The organism is Okeania sp. SIO2F5, from assembly GCF_010692685.1.
Classification (GTDB): Bacteria; Cyanobacteriota; Cyanobacteriia; order Cyanobacteriales; family Microcoleaceae; genus Okeania; species Okeania hirsuta.
Genome location: NZ_JAAHGU010000036.1, coordinates 19,446 through 37,040, shown reverse-complemented (window position 1 = coordinate 37,040; position 17,595 = coordinate 19,446). Strand labels below are relative to the sequence as shown.

Below are 17,595 nucleotides of genomic sequence, written 5' to 3'. Positions count from 1 at the left end.
ACCTAGATTCTATTGACCTCAACCCAGATACTCCAGAAATTGAGAAAACATTAGAAATACCAGATCAAGGTACCTTTGAAGTAGATGATGATGGTAATGTCACATTCACTCCCGTATCCGGGTTTACTGGAGTTGTAAGTATTCCTTATGTAGCTAATGACCCTAATGGTAATTCTTTACCACCTGCCAATATTTCTATTGATGTTGTCGGCGACCTAGAGGATGACAGTGCCACAACTCCTATTGATACTCCTGTAACTCTGAATATCGCTGATAACGATACTCCTATAGACCTGACTTCTATTGACCTCAACCCAGAGACTCCAGGAATTCAGACCACCTTAGAAGTAGATGATCAAGGTACCTTTGAAGTAGATGATCAAGGTAATGTAACTTTCACTCCTTCTCCAGGGTTTATAGGAGTTGTGAGTATTCCTTATGTGGCCAATAACCCTAATGGTAATTCTTTACCACCTGCCAATATTTCTATTGATGTTGTCGGCGACCTAGAGGATGACAGTGCCACAACAGTTATTGATACTCCTGTAACTCTGAATATCGCTGATAACGATACTCCTATAGACCTGACTTCTATTGACCTCAACCCAGAGACTCCAGAAATTGAGAAAACATTAGAAATACCAGAGCAAGGTACCTTTGAAGTAGATGATGATGGTAATGTGACATTCACTCCTTCTCCAGGGTTTATAGGACAGGTGAACATTCCTTATGTAGCGAATGACCCTAATGGTAATCCTTTAGACCCTGCTAATATTTCTATTAATATTGTTGGCGAGCTAGAGGATGACAGTGCCAGAACTGTTATTGATACTCCTGTAACTCTGAATATCGCTGAGAACGATACTCCTATAGACCTAGCTTCTATTGACCTCAACCCAGATACTCCAGGAATTCAGACCACCTTAGAAGTACCAGAGCAAGGTACCTTTGAAGTAGTAGATGATGATGGTAATGTGACTTTCACTCCCGTATCCGGGTTTACTGGAGTTGTGAGTATTCCTTATGTAGCTAATGACCTTGATGGTAACCCTTTAGCACCTGCTGATATTTCTATTGATGTTGTTGATTCTCCGGAACCAACTCCGGAACCAACTCCAGCACCAACTCCAGCACCAACTCCAGCACCAACTCCAGCACCAACTCCAGAACCAACTCCAGAACCAACTCCAGAACCAACTCCAGAACCAACTCCAGAACCAACTCCTATAAATGAAGATCGTTCATGTCCTCCTCCTCCAACTATAGAACTTGTAGATTTACCTATTTTACCCTCTATAGTTATCGACGAAACCAATCTATTTGAGGAGTTATTCTTCGGTACAGAAGCAAGTGAATTGATTACAAATATCAGCATCAGACAACCTTTTGATGCCTTGGGTGGAAATGACACAGTAGAAGGTGGTGATAACAATGATATTATTTATGGTGGTGAGGGTGAAGATCGAATTTTTTCTAACCGTGGAGAAGATTTTGTTAATGGCAAAGAACAAAATGATGTTATTAACTCTGGTAAAGAAGACGATATAGTTCGTGGTGGTAAGGAAAATGATCTAATCTGGGGTGATATAGGCAACGATCTTGTTCTAGGTGACAAAGATAACGACGTTCTTTGGGGTGGTACCGCTGGTGGTACTGACAAAGACTTTACTGGTAGCGATACTATGAATGGTGGAAGGGGTAATGACTCCCTCAACGGCAACCGTCACAATGATGTACTCATGGGTGGTAAGGATAACGATGAAGTCCGTGGTGGAAAAGACTCAGATACTCTTTTCGGACAGGAGGGGAACGATTTACTCATGGGTGAAAATGGTGACGATCAAATTGTTGGTGACCCTAGTTCAAATTTATCAGAAGAGGAAGTAGGAGAAGATTCTGTTTATGGCGGTCGAGGTAACGATGTCATGCAAGGCAGTCGTGGAAACGATGTCATGTACGGTGGTAAACAAAATGACTTTATCTATGGTGGTAAGGATGATGATTCCATGTTTGGCGACCAAGGAGACGATACGTTGTTAGGGGAGGAAGGAGATGACACAATCTATGGTGGCAACAATAGTGTTACCGATCCTGATGTATTAGGAAAAGACTTGATTTCTGGTGGTGCCGGAAATGACTTCCTCAGTGGTAACTATGCTGCAGATACTATCCTTAGTGGTGAAGACAATGATACTTCACGAGGTGGTAAGGGTGATGACTTAATATATGGTCAGCTAGGAGATGACCTTATGTTTGGCGATCAAGGTAATGATACTCTCTGTGGCGATGAAGGTAATGATACTCTCTATGGAGATAACCCCGAACTTGTAGCAGCAGTTGGCACACAAGGCCAGCAAGACGAGTTGTTTGGTGGCACAGGAGACGACCTCATGTTTGGCAATCAAGGTGAGGATCAATTGTTTGGTGAAGATGGTAATGACACAATGTTAGGTGGTGAAGATAACGACAGCTTGTTTGGATCGTCAGGAAATGATTCTCTCCTTGGAGAAGCAGGTGACGACTTCTTGAGTGGTGGGGAAGGTGATGATACTGTCACTGGAGGTAGTGGTAGCGATCGCTTCCTAATCAACCTTAACCAAGGAGCAGATATCATCACCGACTTCGATATCAATCAAGACTTCCTCGTATTAGCTGATGGACTGACTACTGATGAACAGAACTTAACAATCAATCCTGTTGGAGACAACATTTCTATTTTCTGGAACGATCAACTTTTAGTTACTCTAGAAAATTTGTCTGCGACATCAGGGCAAATAGCATCTCGCTTAACTACTCTCAATGATTCCTTTTTGATCTAATAAATGAGAAGAGTCTACAACTTCGCATAATTTGAAGTAGGGGTAATTTGGCAGTATTAAAATGGTAGTCCTGCTCGCGTAATGGTAAATAGGAATAAGCAATGGGTAATGCGGAGATCCTGCCCGCGAAGGGAGCAAGATATCCGCATTACCGTGTCTGGTATAGCGCTTGGCGCAGGGAACAGGTAATAGGGAACAGCTCATTTGGGGGAATAATATCATGTCCGGATAATAGCGTGATAAAAAACCTTTTCCCTTCTAACCTTTTCTTTCCTTCTGCCTCCTGCCTCCTGCCTTCTGCCTTACCTCCTCCAAAGTTTAAGTATTCAACCGGACATGATATAAAAAGCTGATAATATAAGATTTTAGCTATTGGACACCTCCTGCCATTTGTAAATATGCCAGCGCACATTGCTATAAAAAAAATAATTACAATGCACGACCATTACAATGCACCACCAGCTAAAAACTTTTTCACCTCACATTCCGCAGTTTATAGGAGAAATTTTGAATATTTTTCAAGTAAGACGGGGCAAGGTGTTCAATATTTTTTCCATTATCGATTTACATCAAAAATTCCTCCTTTTTAGCCGATCGCATCCATTCAGTTTACTAGAGGATGTGTTGCGAACGCACTCAATATTGCGGTCGTATTTAATTGCTCCCCAACCAACCATTAATATCCCTAGACTATTCAATCATAGAGTTAACAAAGACTTGAGAATAGCCTTGGGGCGTTGGTAATTTTGGCTATGATTGTGCTTTAATGGCAATTGCCTAATACCATTTATCTGTCATAATGCGCTTAATAATTCTTACACAAACCTGAATTTTACTAATAGCTGTTATCTTTTATTAAGCGCAACTTCATGGAGAAATTGTATAACTATTAACTGAAAAGCATTTTATATTTGGCTAAGTTTAGGTTTCATAGCTTGATTCACCAAGGCCAGCAGGGGAGATGGGGAGATAGAATATTAGGGTTTGCACATTATGGAATGATATTGCCAAAAATTAGTTTAGACTTTGAGTAAAAAACCTAATATTAATCATTTTAGCAATTGATTAATCCAAAATCCTGTTCATCAAAAATCTAAAATCATTTGTCACTGTGCAACGCCGAATATTGAAGTAATTGAAGTAATTATAGAACTATAAACATATACTATATAACCGGATTCTATATTATTGGGTTGTATTAATATTGTAGATTGAATGGCGGTAGTGAAGTCAAAATTATATTGTCCTATATTAAATGAAACTGAATATTTAAGATTTAGTGACTGACAATGACACAATTAATAGTAAATATTGCTTTATAATCTATAATATTAATTTTAAACTATGGAAGAAATAGCACCTTATGGCTCTTGGAAATCTCCCATCACTGCTGATTTGATTGTGGCAGGGACAATTGGACTTAGCAGTATTGCCATTGATGGTGAGGATGTCTACTGGATCGAGGGACGACCCTCAGAAGGTGGACGGAATGTAATTGTCTGTCACACTCCAGATGGACAGACAACTGACATCACTCCCCCACCTTTTAATGTCCGCACCAGAGTCCATGAATACGGAGGAGGTGCGTTTTTGGTGACAGATGGCAGGATTTATTTTTCTAATTTTGCTGACCAACGTCTCTACTGCCAGACTCCAGATGCAACTCCTCAACCTTTAACTCCAGAAGTAAACTGTCGTTATGCTGATGCTGTGATGGATAAACAGCGCGATCGCCTAATTTGTATTCAGGAAGATCATACTCAAGGTGGAGAACCTATAAATAGGATAGTTAGCATCAATATCAAAAATAAGGCAGATATTCAGATATTAGTCGAGGGTAATGATTTTTATGCCTCACCACGTCTGAGTCCTGATGGCAAGAGACTTTGTTGGATAAGTTGGAATCATCCTAATATGCCTTGGGATGGTACTGAGTTATGGGTAGCTAAGATTAATGCAAATGGTTTATTAGGTGAAGCTCAATTAGTTGCAGGTGGCAAACAAGAATCAATTTTTCAACCGGAATGGTCGCCAGAAGGTATCTTATATTTTGTTAGCGATCGCTCTAAATGGTGGAATATTTATCGGGTTTCAGGAACTGAAATGGTAAATGTAGAACCATTATATCCTTTAAATGCAGAGTTTGGAATGCCACAATGGGTATTTGGAATGTCTACTTATGGTTTTACAGCAGCAAACAAAATTATTTGCACTTTTACTCAAAATGGAACTTGGCATTTAGCAACTCTTAATGCTACGAAAAAACATCTACAGCAAATAGAAATACCCTATACTTTTATGGGTTCTTTAAAAGTTAAAGGAGAGCGAGTTTATTTTCTGGGAAGTTCTCCCACAAAACCCACTGAAATTGTCAATATAAATCTATCTACAGGTGCTATTGAAATTTTAAAACGTTCTACAGATTTAGAAATTAATTCGGGCTATTTATCTATTCCTCAATCAATAGAATTTCCTACTGAAAATGGGAATACTGCTTATGGTTTATTTTACCCACCAACTAATCAAGATTACACAGAAATAACATCAGAAAAACCACCTCTTTTAGTCAAAAGTCATGGTGGTCCAACAGCAGCAACTTCTAGTAGCTTAAGCTTAAAAATTCAATATTGGACAAGTCGTGGTTTTGCCCTACTTGATGTTAATTATGGAGGTAGCACTGGCTATGGACGAGAGTATCAGCAAAGACTAAAAGATAACTGGGGAATTGTTGATGTTGATGATTGTGTTAATGGCGCTCAATATTTAGCTAAACGGGGTTTAGTTGATAGTAATCGTATGGCTATTTCTGGTGGTAGTGCAGGAGGTTATACTACTTTATGTGCGTTAACTTTTAAGGATGTTTTTAAGGCTGGTGCTAGTTATTATGGAGTTAGCAATCTAGAGGCTTTAGCCACAGATACTCATAAATTTGAATCTCGTTATTTAGATGGATTGATTGGGCCTTATCCTGAAAAAAAAGATTTATACAAACAGCGATCGCCTATTCATTTTACTGAGCTTTTGTCTTGTCCTGTAATTTTTTTCCAAGGTTTAGAAGATAAAATTGTGCCACCAAATCAAGCAGAAATAATGTTAGAAGCTTTAAAGCAAAAAGGATTACCAGTGGCTTATGTTGCCTTTCCAGAAGAACAACATGGGTTTCGTCGTTCAGAGAATATTAAACGAGCTTTAGATGGGGAATTTTATTTTTACTCCCGTGTATTTGGATTTACACCTGCTGATAATTTAGAGGAGGTAGAAATTATTAATCTCTAGGAAGAAGAAGATGGTAGGTGGTAGGTTTTAGGTTTTAGGTTGTAGGTAACGACATTTTACCTAATGCAAAATCTTATAGAAGGTGGTAGGTTTTAGGTTTTAGGTTTTAGGTTGTAGGTAACAAGATTTTACCTAATACCAAATCTTGATGAATCTGCATATAAATAGAGTTTCTCAAAGCAAGGCAATGCTTAAGTTTATTATGTGCAACTTCTTGATTAAAGTTATGGAAGAGTATGACAATTACCCAATCACTTCTGACCTCTAACCAAAGGGTAACCTAAGTTTTTCACCTGTTTATTAAAATGGTATTAGATCGTAGGTTATATCATGTCCGGTAGCATCGGTATTGTAAGCGCGAAGGTAAGGAAGAAGGAAGAGGGAAGAAGGCTATTGAGCAAGAAAAAAACCTAAATTTCCTGTAGATATTCACCCTTAGGTTTACACAAACGATTGCCTTCGGGCATGATACTATATCATGCTTAGTTGAATAGTTATAAATCAGTGAAAAGAGATAAATAATGTAAATAAGAATAGGGCAGGAAAAAGTTTTTTAACCACTAATTAAGCGGAGATGATATCATTCACTTAAAATCCAAGACTTAACACCTATAGCTTGACTTTAAATATTCTTAAATTTAGACTTCAGGGTTAATTTATGCAGCAAATATTATTGATAACAATAATTTTAAATCTAATAATATGGATATATTTATTAATTTTTAGAGGCAAATTTTGGTTGGCAGATCAACGATTATTACCAATATCAGAAACAGAAATTAGAAAAATTCAATATTGGCCGTCAATTTCTGTGATAATTCCTGCTAGAAATGAAGCAAAATTATTGATTTCGACACTAAAATCCTTATTAAATCAAGATTATCCAGGGGATTTCAAGATTATATTGGTGGACGAAAATAGCAAAGATAACACAGCTAATGTTGCTAAATTCATAGCTAAAAAAAATGATAATTTTACTAAACTAGAAGTAATTTCAGCAGGAAATTTACCTAGTGGTTGGAGTGGAAAATTATGGGCAATTAATCAAGGAATTAGATATGCAAAACAACAAACTCAAGCGCCCGATTATTTTCTTTTTACTGATGCAGATATTGAACATAGCTCCACAAATATTCGCCAACTTATTATTAAAGCAGAACAGGAAAATTTAGCCTTAGCTTCTTTAATGGTGAAACTGCAATGTAAAACTTTAACCGAAGAATTAATGATTCCGGCATTTGTATTTTTTTTCCAGAAATTATATCCATTTAGATGGGTAAATAATCCGCAAAATTCTACTGCTGCAGCTGCTGGAGGTTGTATATTAATTCGTCACCAAGTTTTAGATGAAATTGGCGGAATAGAAGTTATTAAAAATGCTTTAATAGATGATTGTTCTTTAGCTAAAACAGTTAAACAAAAATCAACCAATAAAAAGATTTGGTTAGGACTAACTTCAGACACCAAAAGTAGACGTTCCTATCCAGATTTATTTAGTATTTGGAGTATGGTTGCTCGTACTGCTTTTACTCAGCTAAATTATTCACCATTGCTATTAATTGCAACAGTAATAGGAATGAAATTAACTTATTTAGTTCCTTCATTAGGAATAATTTTAGGAGTAATTTTTAGTTGGTGGGAAATAGTAGCGATCGCTTTATTGACAAGAATATTAATGTTTTTAGCTTACTTACCTATTGTCAAATTTTATCAACTTTCACCAATCTATGCCATGAGTTTACCAACTGTTGCTTTTATCTATACATTAATTACCATAGATTCAGCTTGGCGACACTGGCGAGGGCGAGGTAGTGATTGGAAAGGGCGAACTTATTCACCAGAAAAATTTCAACAATAAACGTAAGCAATCAGCAGTCAGCTATCAGTTAGCCTCATTTTGCACAGCATTCCGCAGGAAATGCTTACCACAGATATTAACAGGACTTACGCAAAATATAGCGCTGCGCGCAGGGAACAGGCAATAGTGAACAGCTCATTTGGGGGAATAAAAAGCTGATCATATAAGACTTTTAGCTATTGAACACCTCCTGCAATTTGTAAATATGCCAGCGCACATTGCTATATTAGGTCATACACCATCTGTAGGGGCGATTCGCGTTTGCGGAGCATTCCGTAGGAAATCCCCCTTACTAGATATGGCGGTTCTGCGTAAGTTATGATTAATAATGGTACTTTGACAAAAAATATGTTAAGAACAGCATCAAACCCTTATATAGTCTAGGTTTTACATTTAACCAACCTTTTTCCTGATATATCTAGGTTTTCCTGCGGAATGCTACGCAAAGAGGCATTTTTAGCCAGAGCAACGTATTTCCCTTACCCCTACTAGCTTTGAAGGCATTTTCGCTATAAAAAATATCAAAGTACCGATAATTAAATGTTTATAGTGCGGGCATCTTGCCCGCATCGGGGTGCACCTCACGCTTGCTGGAATCTGCTGTAAAAGAATTCTCCAATCGTCATAACTACTAAATCTTTGTGATTCTCTTTTCTTCTTCCTTCTTCCTTCTTACTTCTTCCTTCTTCCTTCTTCAATAAAATTAAATACAATGGTATTAAGTTAATTAGCTATAAACAATGAATAATAACCTACAAAATAAATCTTTTAACCCACAAGATACAGAAACTCTGAAAAAATTGCAGCATCTCAAAACTAAACTTACCAATAATAACTCCCAAGAACAAAGAATAGCTGCTGTTAGAGAAGCACTTAAATTTGGTAAAGAAGGCATCAAACTTGTTGCCCAAATTATTCAAACAGAAACAGGAATAGTGCAATGGACAGCACACAATTTACTCTGGGAAAAAGCTACAGAAAAACAAAAAGAAGAATTATTACAATATCCTCGCTCCGTTGCTTTACCAGAATTAGTTAATCAAGGGATGAAAAAACGTTTAGGACGTGGATTTATCACAGATATAATTCCTTTAAAAAATAATTTAATTCTTGTCTGTAGTGCTGGTGGTGCTACCTTATTTCACATAGGTTTGAGTGACAATATATTATGGGAAATCGACTGTCCTGCTAGGTGTGGTGCGATTAATTCTCATCATAACTTGCTAGCTATAGGAGCAGATCCAGATATTTATTTATGGAATTTACGCACAGGCCAATTATTAGCAGATCTAAAAGGACATATTTCTCCAATTAATAACGTTGCATTCTCACCAGATGGCAAAATATTAGCATCGGGCAGTTGGGATGAAACTATACGCTTATGGGATGTTGCTTCTGGCAAACAAATACAAGTTCTCCAAGAAAATATTAAACGAGTCGAAACAGTTGCTTTTTCCCCAGATGGCAAAATATTAGCATCGGGCAGTTGGGATGAAACTATACGCTTATGGAATGTTGCCACTGGCAAACAAATACGACTGTTGTCAGGGCATCAAGGTCGGGTGACAATGGTTGCTTTCTCCCCAGATGGCAAAATATTAGCATCTGGAAGTGACGACCAAACTATCCGTTTATGGGATGTTACTACTGGTAAATCCCTAAAAACTTTATTTGGACATACTAATATTGTTAACAGTATTGCGTTTTCTCCAAATGGCAACTTTTTAGCATCTAGTGGTCGCTACGGTGTTGTTCGTTTGTGGCAAGTTAGTTAATTATATCATATCCGGTTGAGTAATTAGATTTTGAAAGTATAAGTATTCAAACGGATATGATATTATATCAAATCCGTTTAATTGGACATAAAAAATTCTCCAATCGCTATAACTACGCTCATCTTTCTAATTCTTTCTTCTCCTGACTCCTGAGGACTGACTCCTGATTCCTAAACAGTTAACCTATCTATAACTAGACATCTCCAGAAAAGAGGGAACAGGGAACAGGGAACAGGGAACAGGAAGAAATAATTGATAATTTATGCAAAGCTATTCATTATGACTCGGTGACTTCCTCTCCTGGGAATGGTTAGGAGTGGGTTTACTCCTCAGAAATAACCTAGTTATTTGTAGCAAATATTTATCAAATTGGTATTAGAATTGTTTACAGGAATATAATCGCAAATTTATTCTAAATCTCGAATTGCTTCATCTGAGATACAGCGGTATGTTTTTGATATTTCAATTATAAAAAATAACTTTTTTTCAGGAATTTTTAATACCAATTTTGGTTATTTCCCAGTGTTATTTTACTACTAAATATTAGATTAAGAGACTATTTTAATTATTCTACAACTGTAACAAGCATTGCTGAAATACATAATTTACAACAGCAAATAATTTCTCCAAATCTCCAATACTATAACTAATAGTATTCCTAGTAAAAATATCTCCTTTTAATTTACCAAATTCCCAAAATTTACCATTAGAAACAATACCAAAAATAGTTTGTTCTAAATCGTTGTTAATTTTCTGTACTGCTAATAATTCTGCTAAACATTGACCCCATCCTTCTTCAAATTTATCTTGCTTGGCTTCAACTACTAAAAAATAGGGTTTGTCAAAAATCATTCTGCCTAGAGGATTGAGTTTAGTCACAATATAATCTGGTTGTCCTGAAAGTTTTTCATCATAAATTAAAGTTTCGTGGCTCCAAAGCGTCAGTTTCTCATAATAAGATTTCCAGACTTCTTTCAAAAGAGGATAAATTAAATTTTCGCAAATAGCATATTCTGAACCGTATATGGTTCCATGAGAAAGTAGAAATTCTAATTCTTCTCTAAAATTTTGAGGCACTGGAAATTCCAGTTCATTGATAAAATTTGCAGAAATATATTTGATTTGATATTCTTTGGCGACTGCTGCAATATTTTTGTAATTACTGAATGGCATGATTTAATACTCTGTTTTAATTATTCTCTAATTCTAACAAACACTGCTAAAACACATAATTTATAACTGCAAATAATCTCTCCTAGTCTCCCAGAGTATAACTGATAATATTCCAGGTAAAAACATCTCCTTTCAATTTATCAAATTCCCAAAGTTTACCGTTAGAAACCATACCGAAAATAGTTTGTTCTAAATCGTTAAAGAAGAAAAACAACTGTACCTCAACTTGAGAAACGCTATATGAATAGTAAGGGTAATTAAAAGAATCTACAGGAGATGTCCCTTTAACTAAAAAGATAAATTATATTATGTATCTGCTCCGGGGAAGCTACCCTACTGCCTTCCAGGGGAGCTACGCTAACGCATAATTAGTTATAATAAAATTTTTGTTTGTAGTTGGGATTTAGCCCTTTTAATACTAAATCCGCTGATGAAGAGGTACTTACCCTATTCCCAAATCCTATCTATAGCAAAGACTTCAAGTTTTTTGAATATCCTATTACTAAACCGGATGTAGTATAAATACTTATGTTAGGGCTAGAGCACAACTACGAGCATAATTAGGGTTTGCTGAAAAAGTATGAGTGGTAGGGGTAGGAGACAGGAGATAGGAGACAGGAGACAGGAGAAATTGGAATTTATAGGAGGTAGGAGCGGGCGTTTTGTAAGAATGATTTTTCTGCCCAACTATGCGCCTAAAATACGCTCCATGCATGAGCATAAAGAGGTGAAAAATTTGCACTGCAATTCGACTCCAAAAATTCTTTAGTCTTTATATGTCAATGCTTTTAGATTTAATCAGCAAGCCCTAATTATAACTGTTTTACTGTAAGCGTAGCTCCCCGAAGGGGGCACATGATATTACAGCCTAAAAAATGGTATGAAAACTATTCATTCTGTAGGTTGCCAATGTGGCGGCTCCCCTACCTGACTACTAATAAATAGCCTAGGTATTTGTAGCAAACAGTTGTCAAATTGTTATTGATTTTTTTTGTCACAAAACAAGTTAATAACACCCCTCCAAATCATAGTCAAAACACTTTTTATAAATACTGAAAATTTAATTGAGTTTCTGGCAAAGCACCTTCCATTTTAATCAACCATTCTATTAAATTTTCTAACTGTTTATCAGCACTTAAAACACCTAAACCACGAACTGTTACTTTACCCTTACTAAACACAAAACGAGACTTTAAATGTCCTGGTAATTTCTCCTTTAATAAATTCCATGCAGGTTCCTCCATTGGAGTTTCTAAAACAACGTGTTGTTTCCCTTCTAATTTAATCCGAGAAAAGCCTAATTTTTTGGCAATTTGTTTTAATTCCATCATCCTTAATAACTGTAAAGCAGCTTTCGGAATAGTACCGTAGCGATCGCTCCAATCAATTTCTATTTGACTCAACTCTTCCCGACTATTAGCAGCAGCAACTAACCGATATGCACTCATTTTTTGATCTAAATCTAGAATATAGTCTGCGGGAATGAATGCAGTCAAACTCAAGTCAATTTGCGTATCATCCACCTGCGGAATTTCTTGACCTTTAACCTCACTAATTGCTTCTTGCAACATTTCCGTATACAGATCAAACCCGATCGTATTCACCTGACCAGACTGCTCTGCACCTAAAATATCCCCCGCACCCCGAATCTCTAAATCTCGCATTGCCAACTGATATCCAGAACCTAACTGGGTAAATTCCTGAATTGCGCGCAACCGTTTTTGAGCATCATCTGTCAGCGCTATTCCACCGGAAGCAGTAGTCGGATAAAATAACCACGCATGAGCTTGCACTCCGGCACGACCAACCCTTCCTCGCAACTGATACAACTGAGACAAACCAAACTTTTGAGCATCCTCTATTAATATCGTGTTAACGCGAGGAATATCCAAACCAGACTCAATAATTGTGGTACAAACCAAAATATCAGCTTCACCAGCACTAAACGTGAGCATTATTGATTCCAATTCATTAGCATCCATCTGACCGTGACCGATATTAATTCTAGCTCCGGGAATCATTTCTCGTAATTTTCCCGCCAACTCTTCAATACCCTCAATGCGCGGTACAACATAAAAAACTTGCCCTCCTCTATTCAACTCTTGGCGAATTGCAGTGCGAGCAGTTTCCAGATCGTAGGGTGCAAGATGAGTTTTTATCGGACGACGCAATGGGGGTGGAGTCGCAATTAAACTCATTTCCCTAATTCCCGAAAGCGCCATATATAAAGTCCGGGGAATTGGCGTTGCAGTCAATGTCAACACATCTACCTGAGCTTTGAGCGCCTTAATTTTTTCCTTCTGGTTAACACCAAACCGTTGTTCCTCATCCACCACCAACAACCCCAACTCCCGAAAGTTAATCGTTTTGCTTAAAATAGAATGGGTGCCAACAATAATATCCAACTCCCCAGTCGCCAACCTCCGTTGAATTTCTTTCTTTTCATTAGTAGTACGGAAGCGGTTGAGTAAACCTATTTCTATGGGATAAGGTGCAAAACGTTCCTTGAGAGTATGATAATGTTGCTGAGTTAAAACTGTAGTCGGGGCGAGAAATGCTACTTGTTTGTTAGCAGTGACTGCTTTAAAAATTGCCCGAATAGCAACTTCTGTTTTACCAAAACCCACATCACCACAAACAAGGCGATCCATTGCTCGCTCACTTTCCATATCCCGTTTCACATCTTGAGTTGCTTTCAACTGGTCGGGAGTAGGTTGATAGGGAAACGAATCTTCCATTTCTTCTTGCCACGGGGAGTCAGCAGGAAAACTATAACCTGTTTGTTTGGAGCGTTGAGCATAAAGTTTCAGCAGGTCAACGGCTAATTTTTTGATTGACTTGCGGACTTTATTTTTGGTGCTTTCCCAAGTTTTACCCGTAAGTTTATTGAGCTGCGGTTTTTTCTTATCCGTACTTCTGAGTCGCGACAGAGAACTTAGTTGGTCTGCAGCAACTCTCAACAAACCGTCAGCATATTGAATTGCCAGATAGTCGCGAGTTTCATTATTCATCGTTAGACTTTCTAATTTGACAAACTTGCCGATACCATGTTGACGATGAACCACATAATCTCCGGGACGCAGTTTGTTCGGGTCTACTTGTTTGGAAGCTGCTTGACGACGCTTGCGAATATAGGTGGGAGTGGCGAGGGTGTGTTGTCCATAAAATTCTCGGTCGGTGATGACAACTAACCGGAATGTGGGCAAAACAAATCCTTCTAATTCTGCTAACCCACTATATTTGAGAGCAACCGGGGTGTGTTGAATTTGCAGTCTGTCAATGGCGGGGTAGTCGCGGGGGTTGGGGATAAACTGAGCGGGACAGTCATGTTCCTGGAGCAGGGAAACGGAGCGCGATGGTTGGGCGGAAATGAGGAATACGGAAAATTTCCGTTCCCTTTCCTGGCGCAGGTTTTCTGCCAGTTTTACGTATTGGTGTGGCATGACTGGTAAGGGACGACTGGCAAGGTTGAGGGTGTATTCCACTGAGCTGGTAATACTGTTATTGCTTTCTTTGACGAGTTCGGATAAATATAGTCTGGGAAATAATTCTACTTCTGCGAGGGAGTCGCCAAAAGTACGATGAATTTTTGGTAATGGTTGGGATGTTTGGTCAGGGTTGAGTTGTTGCCAATTTTCTTCTACCAGTTCAAACCAGCGATCGCCATGAGCTGCACATTGGTCAGCTTCGTCTATGGCGACTAGGGTATTTTCTGGCAAATAGTCTAGAAGGGAGACAAATTTTGAGTCGGTCATTGACTCTAAGTTTCCCCACCCCCACTGACTAAAGTTTGTGGGAGTGACTACTATTTTGGCAATTTTGTCGAGGGAGCGTTGAGTAGAGGGGTCAAATTCCCTAATTTTTTCGAGTTCGTCGCCAAACCATTCTAGGCGCACTGGTAATTCTGATGCTACGGGAAATATATCTATAATATCCCCTCGGCGACTCCACTGACCCTCGGTTTCTACTAGGGGTACTCGCTCATATCCCATCTGGGCAAGTTTTTCATCTAAAGTTTTGGAGTTGCTGGTAATATCTGGGTTAAGTGTTAGGCAGTATGGTTGAAATTGTTTAACTGTGGGTAGGTGGGGTTGGAGCGATCGCTCTGTTGCAACTACGGCCATTTTTGCTTTATTGCTTGCATTTTCTGGGGCGTTCCCACTCAACAAGTCTGCCAATACTTGCATTTGTCCCCAAATCATTTCTTCGGAGTGGGAGGTTTCGTAGGGTGATGCTTCTGAGGTGGGATAAAAATGTACTTTTGGCCATCCTATTGCCTCTAACTGTGCTGCCCACCGTCCCGCTTCTTCTAAGGTAGCAGTGACAATGAACAAATTTTGCTGTTGTTGTTGGGCCAGGGTAGATGCAACTAAGCCTTTGGGCAAACGGGGAGCGCCGTTGAGTTGTAGGCATTGGTATTGTTGGAGTTTGTTTAGGAGTTCGGTTGTTAAGGGCGATCGCCCCAGCAGTTTAATAATAGAAGATAGTGTCATTTCAGTTATCAGTTATCAGTTATCAGTTATCAGTACCTCCGACTAAAGTCAAAGGTTTGAAATACTGAAGTTTACTTTTTTTTGGTCGATTGGATATGGCGAGGAAACCCGCTCTTGACAGAGTCGCTCCGAATGGCATCATCCCACCCTTATGATACATATAGTGTTTTTGTTGGAAAAATCCTTAAGTCCTGTTTGAATTGGAACCGAAATAAATCTTCTTTCTTTGACCAGAATTAGGCAAAAGCACTATATGTAGTAGATAAAAACTATAGCACTATGGTACATATAGTGTTTTTGTTGGAAAAATCCTTAAGTCCTGTTGGAATTGGAGCCGAAATACATCCTCTTTCTTTGACCAGAATTAGGCAAAAGCACTGTATGTAGTAGATAAAAACTATAGCACTATGGTACATATAGTGTTTTTGTTGGAAAAATGCTCCCTACTCCCTTACTCCCTATCTTTCTATCTCCCCTCAAATGAGTTATATAGTAGTCGAAGGAAAGGTTAGGACAGATCGAAAGCTTAAAACTTAGACAACGCAATATTTTTCCTTCTTCCTTCTTCCTTCTTCCTTCTGCTATAAAAATTCCTTGATTAGTTCTTTCAATTGGAAACTATACCAGGGCAAAGTACTATATTTTTAATTCCCTATATTTTGATTTTGGGTTTAATACCCCACCGTCAACGGTCGTGTTCAAAATTACTTGGGGAAGGGTAGACGCGGAGCGGCTATTCGTTGACTATCCATAAGTAATTTCCCTCCTGTCTCCTGTCTTCTGTCTCCTGTCTCCTTCTTCAATATGTTATCAAAATTCCTCAAATTGATTAACTGGAAAAATTTTAATACATTTTTATTATTAACATTTACCTGGATAATTATACCTCTAGTTTTGGTAGAAATTGTGATGATTGTTTTGGAGCCTTATCTATTTAAAGGTCTCTATCAGTACGATTCAGATTTAGGATTTAGAGTACGACCTTATATTAATGGAAATAATCAATTTGGTTTTAATGACAGAGATTATCCTTTACAAAAAGACCAAAATAAATTTCGCTTGTTAGTGGTTAGTGATTCGTTTAATTGGGCTGGTGGAAAGGAGGGAAATTATACGGCTTTGTTGGAGAAAAAATTTGAGAATTATTATGGCAAACAGCAAGTTGATGTGATTAATGTTGGCTATCCAGGAACTCATACTGGGGAACAGTTAGCTATGTTGAAAAAGTATGGGTTGCAATATAATCCAGATTTGGTAGTTTTAGGTTTTTTTGTTGGTAATGATTTTCGTGACGCTGACCCAGAAAGAAAACGAATTATTGTCAATGGCATCTATATAGATATAGATAAGGAAGATGAATTAATTATTTTTGGTTATCCGATTATTGGTAAGTCTAGATTATTGATGTTTTTACAGCAGAAATATCAAGTTTACCAGGAATTACAAAGAGCTAAACAGGATTCTGCCCAGTTTAGTAGTTCTCTAGTTGCTAGTTTAAATTTAGCATCAGCTCCAATTATTGAACGGGAAAAGTCACCGGGAATTTTATCTGAAAAAGCTTTTCTGCGGGTAGAAAAAAGTAGGCTCAAATTCTGTAAGATTAGAGATTTACTTGAGGGCAAGCGAGACGATAATATTAACTATATTTTTCAGAGTATTTCAGAAATGCAAGCCTTATTAGAGTCTCGAAATATTCAGTTTGTGGTGGCAATTTATCCCGATGAATATCAAGTTAATGATGAATTGTTGAATGACATTTTTGCGGAATATGATGATTTGAAGCGAGAGTCTTATAATACGACTTGTCAGCAAGAGATTTTGAGGAAATATTTGGAGGCTAATAGTATTCCTTATATAGATATGTTAGATAGATTTAGAAGAGAACAAAAAAATCGTCCTTTATACTTACTTCGGGAACCTCATTGGAATAGTGCTGGAAATTTATTAGCTGCGGATATTTTATTCGATTATTTAGTAAGAGATATCGATAATTTTTTTGAATAAGGAAGATTGCTATGGCAGAAGGAAGAAGGAAGGAAGAAGAAAGAAAGAAGGAAAAAAAAATGGATTGGGACTCAAAACCCAACCAATTGTAAACACCGTGTAGACGGCGCTTTTTTCAACCCAAAATATAAATTAGGCAAATATAATTCTGGAATATATTCTCGATTCCGTTTTGCTTATCGCTGCAATTAACTCTG

At 37.8% G+C, this 17,595-nt stretch carries 7 protein-coding genes; 5 read left to right on the top strand and 2 right to left on the bottom strand.

Going from position 1 to position 17,595, the window contains the following annotated elements; genetic code table 11:
* The 4 genes from F6K27_RS14260 to F6K27_RS14245 all read left to right on the top strand — a co-directional run.
* The coding region (locus F6K27_RS14260; RefSeq protein WP_287276764.1) for an Ig-like domain-containing protein at positions 1-2,819 on the top strand (2,819 nt) is incomplete at its 5' end.
* Between the two features lie 1,344 nt (positions 2,820-4,163).
* A complete protein-coding gene (locus F6K27_RS14255; protein WP_287276763.1) occupies positions 4,164-6,095 on the top strand; it encodes a S9 family peptidase in 1,932 nt (643 codons plus the stop codon).
* Positions 6,096-6,753: 658 nt separating this feature from the next.
* Entirely contained in the window at positions 6,754-7,953 is a 1,200-nt protein-coding gene (locus tag F6K27_RS14250) for a glycosyltransferase (RefSeq protein WP_287276762.1), read from the top strand.
* Between the two features lie 740 nt (positions 7,954-8,693).
* Positions 8,694-9,728, top strand: a complete 1,035-nt coding sequence (locus tag F6K27_RS14245; protein ID WP_287276760.1) for a WD40 repeat domain-containing protein — start codon at positions 8,694-8,696, stop codon at positions 9,726-9,728.
* Positions 9,729-10,298: 570 nt separating this feature from the next.
* Here the strand turns inward: F6K27_RS14245 and F6K27_RS14240 are convergent.
* Complete coding sequence (locus F6K27_RS14240; protein WP_287276758.1) at positions 10,299-10,901, bottom strand: hypothetical protein; 603 nt, start codon at positions 10,899-10,901, stop codon at positions 10,299-10,301.
* Between the two features lie 1,043 nt (positions 10,902-11,944).
* A complete protein-coding gene (gene mfd / locus F6K27_RS14235; protein ID WP_287276756.1) occupies positions 11,945-15,394 on the bottom strand; it encodes a transcription-repair coupling factor in 3,450 nt (1,149 codons plus the stop codon).
* 825 nt (positions 15,395-16,219) lie between these two features.
* Between mfd and F6K27_RS14230 the strand changes: the two genes are divergently transcribed.
* Positions 16,220-17,398 carry a hypothetical protein gene (locus F6K27_RS14230; protein WP_287276754.1) on the top strand — a complete coding sequence of 393 codons (1,179 nt, stop codon included), beginning with the start codon at positions 16,220-16,222 and terminating at the stop codon, positions 17,396-17,398.
* The last annotated feature ends 197 nt before the right edge of the window (positions 17,399-17,595 follow it).